General features: G+C 73.6%; 12 protein-coding genes. 6 read left to right on the top strand and 6 right to left on the bottom strand.

All coding sequences use genetic code 11. The features are described from left to right. Positions 1–228 precede the first annotated feature (228 nt). Positions 229–1,815: a GH39 family glycosyl hydrolase gene (locus STTU_RS21465; protein ID WP_007826723.1), complete on the bottom strand. Its 1,587-nt coding sequence runs from the start codon at positions 1,813–1,815 to the stop codon at positions 229–231. A gap of 176 nt (positions 1,816–1,991) precedes the next feature. Between STTU_RS21465 and STTU_RS21460 the strand changes: the two genes are divergently transcribed. Then, positions 1,992–2,789 carry a phosphatase gene (locus tag STTU_RS21460; protein ID WP_007826721.1) on the top strand — a complete coding sequence of 266 codons (798 nt, stop codon included), beginning with the start codon at positions 1,992–1,994 and terminating at the stop codon, positions 2,787–2,789. A 551-nt stretch (positions 2,790–3,340) separates the two neighbouring features. Here STTU_RS21460 and STTU_RS21455 read toward each other — a convergent pair. After that, complete coding sequence (locus STTU_RS21455) at positions 3,341–4,573, bottom strand: hypothetical protein (RefSeq protein ID WP_043255910.1); 1,233 nt, start codon at positions 4,571–4,573, stop codon at positions 3,341–3,343. Next, positions 4,570–5,748, bottom strand: a complete 1,179-nt coding sequence (locus STTU_RS21450; protein ID WP_063894648.1) for a ThiF family adenylyltransferase — start codon at positions 5,746–5,748, stop codon at positions 4,570–4,572. The genes STTU_RS21455 and STTU_RS21450 overlap by 4 nt, the downstream gene beginning before the upstream one ends. A 69-nt stretch (positions 5,749–5,817) precedes the next feature. On the opposite strand from STTU_RS21450, the gene STTU_RS35005 reads away from it, so the two are divergent. Further along, positions 5,818–5,976 carry a hypothetical protein gene (locus STTU_RS35005; protein ID WP_162499621.1) on the top strand — a complete coding sequence of 53 codons (159 nt, stop codon included), beginning with the start codon at positions 5,818–5,820 and terminating at the stop codon, positions 5,974–5,976. 6 nt (positions 5,977–5,982) lie between these two features. After that, a complete protein-coding gene (locus STTU_RS21445) occupies positions 5,983–7,278 on the top strand; it encodes a M14 family zinc carboxypeptidase (protein ID WP_043255908.1) in 1,296 nt (431 codons plus the stop codon). Between the two features lie 39 nt (positions 7,279–7,317). On the opposite strand, the gene STTU_RS21440 is transcribed toward STTU_RS21445, so the two are convergent. Then, on the bottom strand, positions 7,318–8,787 hold the full coding sequence (locus tag STTU_RS21440; protein WP_043255907.1) for an MATE family efflux transporter: 1,470 nt from the start codon (positions 8,785–8,787) through the stop codon (positions 7,318–7,320). 215 nt (positions 8,788–9,002) lie between these two features. Here STTU_RS21440 and STTU_RS21435 point away from each other — a divergent pair, with 215 nt between their 5' ends. Beyond that, positions 9,003–9,446 (top strand): MarR family winged helix-turn-helix transcriptional regulator, encoded by a 444-nt coding sequence (locus tag STTU_RS21435; RefSeq protein ID WP_007826714.1) that lies wholly within the window; start codon positions 9,003–9,005, stop codon positions 9,444–9,446. Between the two features lie 290 nt (positions 9,447–9,736). Here the strand turns inward: STTU_RS21435 and STTU_RS21430 are convergent, their stop codons facing one another. Beyond that, positions 9,737–10,339 carry a TetR/AcrR family transcriptional regulator gene (locus STTU_RS21430; RefSeq protein ID WP_043255906.1) on the bottom strand — a complete coding sequence of 201 codons (603 nt, stop codon included), beginning with the start codon at positions 10,337–10,339 and terminating at the stop codon, positions 9,737–9,739. A gap of 686 nt (positions 10,340–11,025) precedes the next feature. Here STTU_RS21430 and STTU_RS21425 point away from each other — a divergent pair. Next, positions 11,026–11,610: a hypothetical protein gene (locus STTU_RS21425; RefSeq protein WP_007826705.1), complete on the top strand. Its 585-nt coding sequence runs from the start codon at positions 11,026–11,028 to the stop codon at positions 11,608–11,610. Between the two features lie 122 nt (positions 11,611–11,732). Here STTU_RS21425 and STTU_RS21420 read toward each other — a convergent pair whose 3' ends face one another. After that, a complete protein-coding gene (locus STTU_RS21420) occupies positions 11,733–12,425 on the bottom strand; it encodes a hypothetical protein (RefSeq protein ID WP_043255905.1) in 693 nt (230 codons plus the stop codon). A gap of 450 nt (positions 12,426–12,875) precedes the next feature. On the opposite strand from STTU_RS21420, the gene STTU_RS21415 reads away from it, so the two are divergent. Then, positions 12,876–14,078: a HupE/UreJ family protein gene (locus STTU_RS21415; protein WP_043255904.1), complete on the top strand. Its 1,203-nt coding sequence runs from the start codon at positions 12,876–12,878 to the stop codon at positions 14,076–14,078. Positions 14,079–14,448: the final 370 nt, after the last annotated feature.

Raw genomic sequence — 14,448 nt, 5'->3', positions numbered from 1 at the left:
TCTCCTGGACGGTTACCGGCCCCGGAGGGGAGCGGCGCGGGCGCCGGACCCTGAGGGGGTGTGTCCCGCCCCTCCAGTGCGTCGATTTGAAGAAATGCTACCGGCTCGGGCGGTGCTCGGCTCAAGCACCGCCCGGCGGCAAACACCGCGGCGCGGGGGTGGCGTCACGAGCCGGTGCCGCCGTCCCGTTACGTACCACCACCCCCGCGCCAGTCTGTGGGCCCCCGCTCAGAGCTGCTGGACCAGCGCCAGCGACCAGGGGGCGAGTGTGACCTCGTACCGCAGCACGCCGTCCGCGCCGGCCCGCACCGTGCGCACGTCGGTGGCGCGCGCGAGGCGGTCGATGTGGGCGAGTTGCTCGCGTGTCGGGGCCTCGGGGGAGCCGAGGGCGCGCCAGGCGCCGATGGCGTTGCCGTGCGCGCTGTCGAGGATCTCGACCTGGAAGGGGGCGCCGGGCGCCACGCCCTCCAGCTCGACCGCGAGGGTGCGCGGCGTGCCCTTCGCCTCGGTGGCCTCGGCGAGGTCGCGGCTGTCGAAGGAGGCGGGGACCGAGCGCGGTTCCTCCACCGGGTAGTGGTAGGCGAGCGCGGTGAGCCTGCCGCTCGCGGCCTCGCGGGTGAGGACGTGGTCCTCGCCGCTGCCGAGCAGCTCGTCGCCGAGGCGGTGGAGCATGCGGTAGGCGTGGAAGGTCGGCTTGGGGATGCCGGGCAGCGTGATCATGCCGAAGCCGCCGTGGAACAGCTCGTCGCCCGCGCCGCCCTCCTCGAAGACGTCCGTGAACGTCCAGTACGAGAGGGAGTGGACGGTGTCCAGCGAATGGAGGATCGAGCGGGTCACGTAGGTCGCGGCCGGGAGCGTGTCGTGCGTGTGGTCGCGCGGCGAGGAGGACGAGGACCACTCGGTGAGGTGGATCTCGGCGTCCGGGTACGCGCTCTTGGCGACGAGGTCGCGCAGGAGGGCGAGGTCGACCGGGGTCGCGTCCTTGCCGCGGGTGAGCTTCTGGCCCTGGCCGTGCTCGTCGAGCGCCCAGTCCGTGGGGTACGGGTGGGTCGAGACGAAGTCGACGGGCAGGCCCTCCTCGGCGCAGTAGGCGAGGAAGGAGTCGAACCAGACCGGGCGCCAGTCGTAGGTGTCGATGTCCTCGTCGCCCACGACGACGCGCGCGTCGACGTTCTCGCTCTCGCCGTCGAAGCGGGCGTCGGGGACGAAGTTCGAGGTCGCGGGGCCGCCGACGCGCAGCGCGGGGTCCACGGCCTTCACGGCGCGGGCCGTCGTCCGGTACAGCTCGAAGTACTCGGAGCGGGTGCCGTGGAAGAAGCCCCAGAGGTTGGCCTCGTTCCACACCTCGAAGTACCAGGTGCGGACCTCTTCGGCGCCGTAGCGGGCGATCCAGTGCTCCGTGACGCGCGTGATCAGCTCGCCCCACTTGCCCTGGTCGACCGGCGGGGCGCCGTTGGCGCGCCACCAGAAGACGGTGTTCGTCTCGCGGGCGAGGGCGCTCGGGCTGAAGCCGAACTCCACGAAGGGGCGGACGCCGAGGTCGAGGAGGAAGTCGAAGAGCGCGTCCACGTACTGGAAGTTGTAGACGGGCGTGCCGTCCTCGCGCTCCGTGTAGACGAACATGTCGTCGTGGAAGAGCCCGTGGAAGCGGATGTACTCGAACCCCGCCTCGCGCTTGGCCTCGGTGAGCTGGCGCTGCCAGTCGGCCCGCAGCCCCTCGTTGGCACGTCCCGCACCGACGACACGGCTCCAGTAGTGGGGCAGCGGAGTCGCGGCGGCGCTCGCGTGACCGCTGACGGAGATGTCGCCCGGCATGGTGTCCCTTCCCTCGTGGTGCCCGCTGAGGGCCCGGCGGGGTTCATTAAATCAAAATGATAGACATAAACCAAGCCCTCGGATCGAGGTCGGATCGAGGCCCGGTCACGCCCGGATCGCGGGGGCCGCGACCCGTACTCCGGCCGAGGACCGGCGGTCACGGCAGAATGGGGCCCATGCCCATACCGAGCCGCGCCGCCCTGCGCCAGCACCTCGTAGAGACCCGTATCAGCGGGGACGTCGCCACGCCCCGCGAGAACAACCTCGCCCACTACCGCCACCTCGCCAACGGCAAGCGCAACTGGTGGCTCGGCCTGGAGCTGGGCGACCGCTGGACCGACGAGCAGGACGTCCTCGCCGTAATGGCGGAGCGCTGCGGCGTGAACGACGATCCCGAGCACCGCCAGGGCCAGGACACGATCGACCCCGACCTGACCCTCGCGGGCCTGGACCGCATGGCGGCCCGGCTGCGCGAGGCCGCCGAGGCCGGCGCACGCGTCCTTGTCGCGACCGGGCACCCCGGCGCCCTCCTCGACCTGCACCGCCGCACCGCGCAGGCGCTGCGCGAGGCGGGCTGCGACGTCGTCCGCATCCCGGACGGCCTGCGCGCGGACGACGGCTTCGTCGTGCAGTTCGCGGACGTCGCGGTGTACGAGGCCGGAGCGAGCCTGTGGCACACCCACTCCCCCGCCCCGATGGACGCGATCCTCGACGGCCTGGAGCGCGGCGGCGAGCCCCTCCCCGACCTCGTCGTCGCCGACCACGGCTGGGCGGGCCGCGCGGGCCAGCGCGGGATCGACTCGATCGGCTACGCGGACTGCAACGACCCGGCGCTCTTCATCGGCGAGCTGGAAGGCACGATGCGGGTCACGGTCCCCCTCGACGACCACGTGACCGACCCGCGCTTCTACGAGCCGATGACGGCGTACCTCCTGGACACGGCGGGGCTGCCGGGGGCGGACCGGGGGTACTGAGCTTCCGGTGTGCGGGGGGGGCGCCGAGGGGGCGGGAGGCCGCCGAGGAGGCTTGAGGTCGCTGCCACGGTGGAGGGGGCGTGCCGCACCGAAGGCGGTCGGCCGCCGGAACGGGCACACCGGGCCCGGCGCGGCGGACCGACCCCGGCGCGGCGGACCGGGGGTACGGGACCGGGCGCGCCGGGGTCGGTTCGGGACACCGGGCGTGCTGGGCCCGGCGCGCGCGGGGCCGTCACGCGCGACCGGGCTCACCGAACGTCGCCGGCCGTCCTGAGCGCCGCCCGGGACGGGGCCCGCCCCCATGGGGCATAACGGCCAACCGCGCTCGACCCACCCGCTCCGCCAGGACACGCCTCGCCGCGCCGGGCCCAGCCCCCCGGACCCAGCCCCCGGAACCCCGCGCCCGGAGCGCCCGTCCCGGCCCCCGGGGTCGTCCCGTCAGCCCTGCGTTCCCCTGCCCGTACCAAGTCCCGTCACCGCACGCGGTCGCGTCACCGCGCCCGTACCCGTTCGCATCACCGCGCCCGGTCGCATCACCGTGCCCCTTCGCGTCACCGTGCGCGGTCGCGGCGCCTTGCCCGGCGGCCACGCCACCACGTCACCGCCCACAGCACGTTGATCCCGCCCAGCACCGTCAGCACGAGCGCCGCGTCCGCGATCCGCGCGGCGCCGCCGCCCCGGACCAGGTCGCGTGCCGCGTGGGCGAGGAGCGTGAGGTCGGCGGGGAGCGTGACCGCGGCCAGGAAGCACAGGCAGAGGGCCGTGCCGAGGACGAGGACGACGCTGTAGACGCGCACCGCGCGGCGCTCGCGCGCGGGCAGTCGCGCGCTCGGCCCCGGGCGGCGGTCCCCGCCGGGCCGCAGGCGGCGCAGGACGTGGCGGGCGTGGGCGAGCCCGTCCCCGTAGAGGTTCCGGCAGCCGGTCAGGTCCTGGAGGACGAAGTACACGTCCGTGCGTGTGAAGACCATGAGCTGGAACGGGAGCGGCAGCAGCGCGAGGAGCAGCGCCGCCGCCAGGAAGCGGTGCGGCGCCGAGCCGGGCGCGGTCGTCGCGCGTGCGAGGAGCAGCGCCGAGGCGCAGGAGAGGTTGAGGGCGATGCCCGCGAGGTAGGCGGTCAGGCGGTGGCGGCGCGGGGCGAGTTCGATGCCGCTGATGTCGGTCTGCATGACGAGGAACTGAAGTCGCGTACCGAGCCGTACGTGGCCGGGCACCCCGGCCGCGCGGGCCGTGACGAGGTGGGCCAGCTCGTGCGCGAACAGCAGCGCCCACCCGGCGGCGGCCCCGGTGAGCAGGACCACGCTGCCGTGCGGGCTCCACAGCAGGTCGCGGTAGCCGGGCAGCAGTTCGGGCCGCCGGACGAGGACGACGAGCGCCGCCGCGAGCAGCACGCCGACCAGGACGGGGAGCGCCGGGTGGAGCGCGAGGCGGACGTGCGCGGGGCGCAGCCACGGCAGGCTCGCGCGCGGCGCCCCGGCGTCCGGCAGCTCGCGCTCGCCGACGCGCGCGACGAACCCGAGCGCGGCGAGGTCCGTGACGAAGTCGGCGACGTCGAAGTCCTCGCCGGTCTCCTCGCGCAGGATGCGCGCGGCCTCGTCCACGGGCGCGCCCGCGCGCAGCAGCGCGAGAGCGCGGACGCCCTCGCCCGGCATCGCGACGAAGGTACGGGTCGCCATGCGGCCCACGATCCACTCGCCCTCGCGGTCCTCCCGCACGGCGAGGTCGCGCAGGCCCACCCGGGTACCGGGAGGGGGCACCGGCACCTCGTCCCGCAGCGCCTCCGTCACCGGCCCGGCTCCCGTAACGCCGCCGCCCCCGCCTCTCCCTCCGGCTCCTCCGCCCCGTCCCCCGCCGTCTTTCCGCACGCGGGGCAGTCCGGGCGGCGGGAGGCGCGGTCGAGGAGGTTGTCTCCCGGGCGCATGAGGTTGAAGCCGAAGCGGGAGCCGGGGTCGAGGTGCGGGACGCCGCTGAGCAGGGCGAGTCCCGCGTGCGCGAGGAGGCTCCCGGAGAGCTGGGCGGTCACGGCGTTGACCGGGTTCCACGCCATGCGCGGGGAGGCGGTCTCCTCGTCCGCGCCCGGGGGCAGGCGCAGTTCGCGCCGCTCGGCCTCGGCGTCCCGCAGGCACACCCAGCACGCCCCCGTACCGGGCCGGAAGACCCCGACGCTCACGAGCGGCCCCCGGTAACCCGCCTCCGCCCACGGCGTGCCCGTCGCGAGGCACACCTCGTTGGCCCAGCGGCGGACGACCGGGGGCCGGTCGGCGGCGAGGAGGAGGGCGTCGTACGGGGCGGCGGCGAGCAGGTCCGCGAGGTCGCCGGGGCCGCGCACCTCTCGGCGCTCGCCGCTCAGCCCCACGTGCCGGTTGAGGGCGCGCAGTGCGCGCAGCGCGGTGTCGAGCTTGGGCGCGCCGATGTCGGCCTCGCCGTAGAGGGTCTGCCGGTTGAGGTTGGACAGCTCGACGGTGTCCGGCTCCACGCAGTGCAGGTGGCCCACGCCCGAGGCCACGAGGTCGCGGGCGGCGGCACCCCCCGTACCGCCGACCCCGACGAGCAGGACGCGGCCCGCGCGCAGGGCGAGTTGTGGCTCCCAGGGGCTGGAGCGGGGGGTGAGGTCCATCCAGCGCTGGAGCGTCATGCCGCGCCCGTAGCGCTCGCGTTCGGGGGCGGAGAGCGCGGCGGGCTCGGGGGCGCCCGCGTCCTCCACGAAGCCCGCTTCCGTGAGGTCGTCCACGGCCGCCGCGAGGTCCGCGGCGGTCAGTCCCGCCCCGGGGTGCCCGCGCAGCACCTCGGCCACGAGCCGCGCGGGGTCCCGGGTGCCGTCCATCGCCTCGACGAGGGTCCACACCCAGCCCTCCGGGTCGGCGATCTCGGAGCCGATGCCGTGCACGACGCTGCCGATCCTGACGTTCCCGTCCACCGTCCGGTAGGCCCGGTGCTCCGGTTTCACCCGCGGCCGTCGCATCACCCGCACCACACTCCCCTTCCGCCCCAACTGCCCTATGCGCAAGCGCCGTTGACAACGATGCCGGGCGTGCCGAAACATGACAAGGGCACCTTGCCCCACGACCGGGACAAGGGCAGCTTGCCCCACGACCGGCCGGAAGGAGACGACATGGCGAAGAAGATCGCGATCCGCCCGCTCGACAAGAAAGAGACGACGGGCGAGTCCGGCGGCAACGGCGGCGCCTGAGCCCCGATGCCGAACCGCTTGCTCACCGTCGCCGAGGTCTCGGTGGCGGCGCGGCGGCTGGTCTCCGCGCACGCGGGAACCAGCCGCCTGCGGCGGGCCGGTACCTCGCGCGAAGGCCGGCCCCTGCTCCTGCTCTCGGTGGGCCGCGGCGCCCGGCACGTACTCGTCGTGGCAGGGGCGCACGCGGACGAACCCACGGGACCGACGACGGCGCTCACACTCGCGCGCCGTCTCCTCCGCGGCGGCATCACCTCCCCCGCCGCCGATCTCACCCGCGTGACCTGGGACTTCCTCCTCTGCCTCGACCCCGACGCGGCGGCTCTCAGCCGCACGGCCGAGGCATGCGGCGGCGCCGTCCCCGCGCCTCCCGCGCACGCCCTCGCGGCGTACTACCGCGCCTCCTACCGCCCGCTCGCCGCCGAGCAGCCGGAGTGGGCGCCGATCGAGGGGCGGCATCTGCCCGAGACGGACGTGCTCCTCGGCCTGGTCGACACCCTGCGCCCCGTCGTGCAGTGCTCCCTGCACAACGTCGACGCGGGCGGCACCTTCCTCCAGCTCACGTCCGGACTCCCGGGCGTCGAGAAGCCGTTCGCGCGCGCGGCGGCGCACCACGGCATCCCGCTCCAGTACGGCACCTTCGACGCGCTGCACTGGGAGACCCCGGCCCCCGCCGTCCACGTCCTGCCCCCGCCCGCGTTCCGCCACCGCCTCGCCGCGGGCTCGTCGGGGATCGGCCGCGCGACGTGGTGCGCCCCGGAGGCGTACGGGGGGACGACGGCGATCATCGAGGTCCCGCTGTGGGCGAGCCGCGCCGCCGACGACGCCACGCCGCACCCCGATCCCCGCGCCGCCCTGCGCGCGCTCACCGGGCTGACCCTGAACGGAGGCCGCGCGATCACGGCCCTCGTCGCCGAAGCGCGGCCCCTGCTGCCCGCCGACGACCCGCGCCTCCGCGTCCTGACGTGGATGGGCGAGGGGCTCTACGAACTGGTGGCCTCCTCCTGGCAGTCCCTCGCCGCGAGCACGCGGCTCTCGGCGGCCGACATCGACGCCCTCGGCATCGCCGCCCGCCGCCAGCCCCTCCGCGCCGCCGGACTCCTGCACGACCTCCTCACCCGCACCACCGCACCCGGGGCGCCCGCCCTGCGCGCCCACGTGGACACGCTCCTGACCACGTGGTGCGGGGACTTCGCCCGGGAACTGGCCCTGCGGGCGATCCCGCCGCGCGACCAGGTCGGACACCAGGCGGCCACGGTGGTGGCGGCGGCGGAAGCGGCGCTGGGGGAAGGGGGTGGGGGCTGAGGGGGGCTGAACGCCGGGGGGCATTCGTCCCTCGCGCCCTCAGACCTCCTCCAGCACCTCCTCGGCGCGCTCCGGGCTCCCCTCCGCCAGGCCCTCGTCGATCGCCGCGCGCGATCCGAGCCACATCGCGAAGCCGATGAAGAGAACGATCACCTCCGTCGCCGTGAGCGACCAGATGACGCCGTCCAGGCCGAACCAGTGGTTGCCCAGGATCACGATCGGGATGAACAGCACGCCCGGCGCCGAGGCCATGACCAGGGCGGGGCGGGCGCGGCCCGTCGCCTGGAAGAGCGTGGTGAGCAGGCCCGTGAAGCCGTTGCCGACCATGCCGACCAACTGCGCGAGCAGCACCGTCGTACCGAAGGCGAGGACCGAGTCGTCCGAGGAGAAGATCTCGATGACCTGCTCACGGAAGCCGATGATCGCCGCGAAGAAGAACAGCCCGACGACGCCGACCGCCGCGGCGGAGGCCCGCAGCGAGGCGTTCAGGCGCGTGCGGTCGCCCTTCCCGTACGCGTAGGCGAGCAGCGGCAGCACCCCGATCGTCACGCCCATGAGCAGGAACTCCGGCACCTGCGCGATACGGACGGCGACCCCCATGGCCGCGAGCGGGCTGTCGCCGTAGTGCGCGGCGTAGTTGTTGAGCAGCAGGCTCGTGACGATCATGAAACCGGCCTGGAGGAGCTGCCCGCCGCCGACGCCGAAGACCGGCTTGAGCACCGAGGCGCGCAGAGTGAACCAGCGCGGCGCGAGGCTCATGTGCTCGCTGTTCCTGTGGAGCCAGAAGGCCCAGTAGGCGAGGCTGACGGCGTTCCCGAGCCCGACGGCCGCCGCGGCACCCGCCACGTTCCAGTCGAGCACGAGGATGAAGAGGACGTCGAAGACCAGGTTCGCGACGGTCGAGAGGATCAGCCCCGTCATCGCCTGGCGCGCGGCGCCCTCGGCCCGTACGAGGTTTTCGAGGCAGAGCGAGGCGGCGAGCACCGGCACGAAGGCCAGCATGACGGCGACGTAGTGCCGCGTCGGCCCCGCCGCCGCACCGTCCGCGCCGAGCGCCGACACGATCGGGTCCAGGAGCAGGAGCCCGACGCCCCCGATCACGGCCCCCGCGATCACCGAGCCCCACACGGCGAACGAGGACACGTGCCGGATCTCGCCCGCCTTCGCGGGCTCCCGCTCGGCCGCCCCGAGCAGGCGCGACACGAGCGCGCCGCCGCCGACGCCGAAGACCCCGCCGAAGGCGAGCACCAGCGCGAGCATCGGGGTGCCGAAGGTGATCGCGGCGAGCATCGCCGTGCTGTGCAGCGAGCCGACGAAACCGGAGTTGATCACGTTGTAGACGGCGCTGACAGCCGTCCCCGCCGCCATCGGCACACACAGGTGGACGAGGGCACGCAGGAGCGGCGCGCTGGAGAGGTACCAACGGTCGGTGTGGTCGGTGTGGTTGGTGCGGTTGGTGTGGTCCGCATCCGTGGGCGTCGCGGTCGTTTCCGGGGGTGGGGTGGTCATGGCGGTGCTCCTTTCGGGCAGCTTCGAGCGCGCGGCGGCGAACGCCGGGGCTGCTCGGGAGGGCGGGGCGCGGGAAACCGCCGCACGGGTACGGCGCGGACGGCACCGCACGGCGCACACGGCAGGTGGATGTCGAGCGCCCCACGTAGAAAGCTAACTGTTAGAGCCCTAACAGTCAAAGCTCAAACCGAACGCTCGCGATTAGGGTTCTCGTCATGGCGACACCGGACATCGGCCCCACGGGCAGCCTCGACCTCATGCGCTGGATCGTCTGGGCCCTGCGCAAGGGCGGCGAGGACTGGATGCGGGAGCGCGAACTGAGCCACGAGCAGGCGTTCACCCTCGGCTACCTGGTCCAGAACCCGGGCGCGATGCAACGCGACATCGCCGAGGTGAGCCGCACGAGCGCCGCAAGCGTCTCCAGCCTCCTCAAGGGCCTCGAACGCCGCGGCCTCGTCGAACGCCGCACCCAACCGGGCGACGACCGCAGCAAACGCGTCTACGCGACCCCGGAGGCAACCGAACACATCGCGGGCTTCGACACCACGATGCGCGCGGTGGCGGAAGACGTCCTGGCCCCCCTCGACAAACAGGAGCGCGCGACTCTCCACACCCTGCTCACAAAGATCACGGAACACCTCCCACCGCCGTCGCACTGAGCGGGGGGCGGGAGGCGTGGCGAGTTAGGGGGCGGCGGGACTGGGAGTGGCGACTCGGAGGGGCGCACCCGGCGGAGGCGCGGCAACCCAGCGGAGCGCGGCGCCCCGGCGAGAGAACGATGACCGCGCGAGAGGCCCGGAGAGGGGCGCGGCAACCCCAGCGGGCGGCACAGCGATTCATCGAGGGAGCGGAAGTTCGACGGAGGGCGCGACGATTCGTCGGGACAAGGAGACGAAGGCAGCAAAGCAGCTCCCGAGGGACACCCAGGCGGTCCCCCCAGGGCGAACCGTCACAGACCGCCTTGCAGAATCCCCTCGACCGCGCCAAGGAACGTCTCCGTGACCGCCTCCGGATCACCGAGACACCCGGCCGCCATGGCTCCGTCGCGCAACATCACCAGGTGCCGCCCCGCCCTATCAGCCGGCAGACACCCCGCTTCGGCCAGCAACTCCGTGACCGTCTCCAGGAACCACCGCCGGTGGGCCAGCACCGCCTGATGAATGGGATGAGCGGGGTCCGGATACTCGGCAACCGCGTTGAGAAACGCACACCCCCGGAAATTCGGCGACCGAATCCCCTCCGCAATCGACCCGGCAACGGCCCGCACCCGCTCGACCGCCGTATCCGCCCCGGCCCGCGCCCCCGCCACCTGCGCCCTGATCCCACTGTCCGCCCCGGCGAGATAAGCGAGAACAAGCTCGTCCTTGCCGGAAAAGTGCCGGTAGAGCGTCGCACGGGTCACCTGCGCCTCAGCAACGATCCGATCGACCCCTACGGAGTGAATGCCCTCCGCGTAGAAGATCTCCGTCGCCGTGCCGAGCAGCCGCGCTCGCGCATCCGACGCACCACCCGAGGCGCCGCCGCCTCCCGTACCGCCTGTGACCCGACTCATGCGGGCGATCGTACCAAAAGGGTGAGGGAGAACGTTCGGTCTTGACAGGTGGGTGCTCGAGGCCCTGAAATACGAAAGAGACCGAACGTTCTCCCTCGCGGCAGCGGCGGGAGCTCGCGTGTTCTCATGGCTGCGGGAGAGCGAAAGTCTCGTAGCGACGACGGGAGACCGCGCACCCTTGCCGCGCTGGCGCAAGAACGAACGTTCTTCCTCACCACCACCTCCGACAGCCGAACGCCTCCACGCTGACCGACGTCCACCGGTAGGCCGAACGTTCTCCCTCAAGCACCCACGAGCCGACCTCCCGCCCTTCTCGCCAGCGCGGTCCGCAGCCCCACGGAAGGTAGACCGAACGTTCTCCCCCGCACCACAGAGAGGCCAACGCCCCGCCTCAGCGCCGCACCCCATGCCCACGCCCTCGCCTCGCCCTCGCCCTCGCCTCCAAGGAGACCGAACGTTCTTCACCGCACGCCCCGCCGGAAGGCCGAAGGCCTCTCCCCGACCCCCAAACAACGAGACCGAACGCTCTCCCTCACCTCCACCCCACCGAGACGCCGCCTCCCGCACCCCACTCATCCCGCACCCACACAGCCCACACTCACCGACCCCCCACCCACCTGCCGACCGCCACCAGCCCCACCCAAACCCCACCCCCCAACCAACCCACCACCCCGAAAGGCAAACCCATGAACACCCCCGCCACCACTCCCACCACCCACACCGCCCCTCACACCCCCACCGCCCCCGCCTCCCTCCGCAAGCTCTACTTCACCCGCTTCGCCTTCGCCGCCGTATGGGCCGCCCTCCTCTTCGCGACGGCGGACAGCACGCTCGGCCCGCTGAGCGCGACACTGCTCGTCATCTATCCGCTCTTCGACGTGGCGTGCGCCGTCGTCGATGTCCGCTCGGCGCGGGCGGGTGAGGGGCCGGTGCGGGGGCTGTACGCGAACATCGCGCTGAGCACGCTCACCGCGATCGGTCTCGCGGTCGCCGCCGCGTCCGGTATTCCGGCGGTCCTGCGGGTGTGGGGCGCGTGGGCCGTGACGGCGGGACTGGTGCAGCTCGTCGTCGGGGTGCTCCGGCGCCGTATCGGCGGGCAGTGGGCCATGATCGCGAGCGGCGCGATCTCCACGCTCGCGGGCGCGTCCTTCTTCGCCATGGCCGGCCAGGACGGGGCGGAGCTCGGCAGTCTGGCCGGTTACGCCTTCCTCGGCGGCGTCTTCTTCCTCGTCTCGGCTCTCCGCATCAAGCGGCCTGCCGTACGCGCCTGACATAGGCGCGGCGGGCACCCTCGGTCAGCGGCCTCGCGGGCGCGGGTCCGCAGGCACCCCGGGCCCGGCGCACGCCACCCGCCTCCGACCCGGCACCGCGCCTGACACCGGCCCCCGCTCCCTCAGTACTTGTCCACCCACACCACGATCCCCGTCAGCCCGTGCAGCACCGCCGCGACTCCCGCCCGCACAGCCGCCGCGCTCCGTGCGGGCGTGAAGGAGGACGCGTCGTACGTCGAGGACATCCCGAGCCCCTCGCCCCGGAAGGAGGCCCCGCTCCAGTCGACCGCCGTCACGTTCTCGGTGGGCTCGGCCAACTCGGCGCCGACGACGAGGAAGTGGCGGTCGAGGTGGTGGGGCGTCACGGTGGCGAGTGGGTCGACGAGTGTGTTGCCGACCGCGAGGACGAGATCGGGGCCGAGGTCCATCGCGCGGTCGATCGCGGGGAGCAGGTCGGGCTCCCCCTCGGCGCGTACGGTGCGCAGCGCGACGTCCTCCGCGTCCGCCCACTCCCGGACCGCGCGCACGAGCGTCTTCGTGGGCCTGTCGTCCCCGGCCGTGAGCAGTACGACGCGGTAGCCGCGCGGCGGGTGGACGTTCTTCCACGAGCCCGGCTGCGGTGTGATGGTCGCCTCGGGTGTCGGCGTCGACGAGGGCCCGGCGAAGCCGGCGCCGAGGGCGCCGAGGGGCGTGGGCGCGGCGCGCGGGCCCGCCCAGTCGTCACCGGAGCCGCAACCCGTGGCGAGGAAGGCCAGTACGGCGAGCAGGGCGAACCCGGCGGCAGCCCGGGGTACGCGAAGTGGCGTGCGGCGCACGGCGATCGTCCTCCTGAGATACGTACGGGACGGGGCGGGACGGGGCGGGACGGGGCGAAACGGGGCGGGCCGCCGAGCGGAGCCAGGCAGGCCGGGGCAGGGCGAGAGCCACACCGGGCTCCTCCCGGCAACCCGGCACCAACAGGCCCGCACCAGCGCCCGGCACCAGCACCCAGGTCCCGGACCGGCCCCGGCCCCGGCCCCGGCCCCGGCGGCCAACCCCAACCCAACGGGCTCCCCCGGCCCCGCAGACTCCCCCCGCGCCACGCGGACTTCCCCCGTCCACCCCCGCAAGCACCCCCGGGGCCGCCCTCATCCTCGTACGCCCCCCGCACCTCGCGGGAGTCCCGAGGGCCCCGCTCGCATGCTTGTTCTTCCAAGGTTCTCCGTCGCGGCGGCACACGTTCACGCTTGGCCTGAAACGTGCGGTGACGACCCCGAAGGAGACCCATGTCCCCGCACATCCGCCGCGCCCTCACCGCACTCGCGGTCCTGGTGCTCGCCCTCCTCGCCACCGCGCGGCCCGCCCTCGCGCACGGCTTCAGCTCCACCGTCTTCCTGCATGTGAGCGGCGAGGCGGAGGGCCGGATACGTACCGATCTCGCCCTCGAATACGACCTGTTCGTCGTTTCCGCCGCCGACGCGGCCCACGACGACGCGCTCTTCCGCGCGGGCACCGCCGCCTTCGAGGACGGCGACGCGAAGGCGCAGGCCGAGGCGCTCGACGCGCACGCGAAGTCGGCGCTCGCGTACGTCGAGGACCGCTTCGCCGTCACCTCCGGCGGCAGCGCGTGCAGGCCCGCGCACGTGGGCGGCTTCACGATGGACCGCCGGGAGGGCGTCCCGTACACCCACCTCCTGCTCGACTGGGACTGCGCGGACCGCGAGAGCACGCTCGCGGTGCGCGGCACGCTCTTCCCCGACGCCGAGGGCTATGTGAAGGGCACGAAGACGATCGCGACCTACGACGTCGCGGGCCGCTCCGGCAGCGCGGCGCTCGACGCCGCGCACCCCTCGTTCTCCGTCGAACAGACCTGGTACGAGAGGTTCTGGGAGTTCTTCCGGCTCGGCGCGGAGCACCTGCTCGGCGGGATCGACCACATCCTCTTCCTGCTCGCCCTCATCGTGGGCTCCCGCCGCCCGCGCGAGATCGTCCTCGCGGCGACGAGCTTCACGATCGCCCACTCCGTGACCTTCCTCCTCGCGGCGCTCGGAGCGGTCGACGTGCCCGCGCGCGTGGTGGAACCGGTCATCGCGCTGTCCATCGCGGTCGTCGCGGGCGGCTGGCTGTGGCGGCTCGCGCGCGGGCGGGCGGAGGGCGAGGCGGCGTACGGGGACGGACCGCTCGGCCTCGACCGCACCGGCTGGACCCGGCTCGGCGTCGTCTTCTGTTTCGGCCTCGTCCACGGCCTCGGCTTCGCGGGCGCGCTCGGCATCGACGAGGCGTGGTCGTGGACGCTCCTGTGGTCGCTGCTCGTCTTCAACATCGGCATTGAGGCGGTCCAACTCGGCCTCATCGCCCTCGTCTTCCCGCTCCTCCTCCTGCTCCGCCGCCGCGCCCCGCGCACGGCGCTGTGGGTGACGGGCGCGATCTCGGCGGGCGTCGCGGCGATGGGCCTGGTCTGGTGCGTGCAGCGAGTGCTGGAGGGCTGAACGGCCCCGTACGAGACCGACCGTTCTCCCTCACCGCCTCGCGTACGAGACCGACCGTTCTCCCCCACCGCCTCGCGTACGAGACCGACCGTTCTCCCCCACCGCCCCGCACGCGACACCGAACGTTCCCCTCCGCCACCGCCCCCTCACGCCCGAGGCCGAACGTGCCCCTCCGCCCCAGCACGCGCGAGACCGAACGTTCCCCCTCGCCCCCGTCACGCACCAGACCGACCGTTCTCCCTCACGCCTCCGCCTGCCGGCCCCAGCCCACCACCTGTCCGAAAACCACCCCCATACAGCTGTACGGGGTTCAACCACCTCCGCCCCTCCGTTTGCACCTCATTTACCCGCCCCCGAGACGCTGTTGACC

This window comes from Streptomyces sp. Tu6071 (assembly GCF_000213055.1).
Lineage (GTDB): Bacteria > Actinomycetota > Actinomycetes > Streptomycetales > Streptomycetaceae > Streptomyces > Streptomyces evansiae.
Note: the sequence above shows the minus strand (reverse complement) of the source record. Positions and strands in the feature narration are given on the sequence as shown.

Bases quoted from the DNA above. Each gene is read 5' to 3' on its own strand.
- STTU_RS21465 (WP_007826723.1), bottom strand. From the start codon at position 1,815: ATGCCGGGCGACATCTCCGTCAGCGGTCACGCGAGCGCCGCCGCGACT.
- STTU_RS21460 (WP_007826721.1), top strand. From the start codon at position 1,992: ATGCCCATACCGAGCCGCGCCGCCCTGCGCCAGCACCTCGTAGAGACC.
- STTU_RS21450 (WP_063894648.1), bottom strand. From the start codon at position 5,748: ATGCGACGGCCGCGGGTGAAACCGGAGCACCGGGCCTACCGGACGGTG.
- STTU_RS21445 (WP_043255908.1), top strand. From the start codon at position 5,983: ATGCCGAACCGCTTGCTCACCGTCGCCGAGGTCTCGGTGGCGGCGCGG.
- STTU_RS21440 (WP_043255907.1), bottom strand. From the start codon at position 8,787: ATGACCACCCCACCCCCGGAAACGACCGCGACGCCCACGGATGCGGAC.
- STTU_RS21435 (WP_007826714.1), top strand. From the start codon at position 9,003: ATGGCGACACCGGACATCGGCCCCACGGGCAGCCTCGACCTCATGCGC.
- STTU_RS21430 (WP_043255906.1), bottom strand. From the start codon at position 10,339: ATGAGTCGGGTCACAGGCGGTACGGGAGGCGGCGGCGCCTCGGGTGGT.
- STTU_RS21425 (WP_007826705.1), top strand. From the start codon at position 11,026: ATGAACACCCCCGCCACCACTCCCACCACCCACACCGCCCCTCACACC.
- STTU_RS21415 (WP_043255904.1), top strand. From the start codon at position 12,876: ATGTCCCCGCACATCCGCCGCGCCCTCACCGCACTCGCGGTCCTGGTG.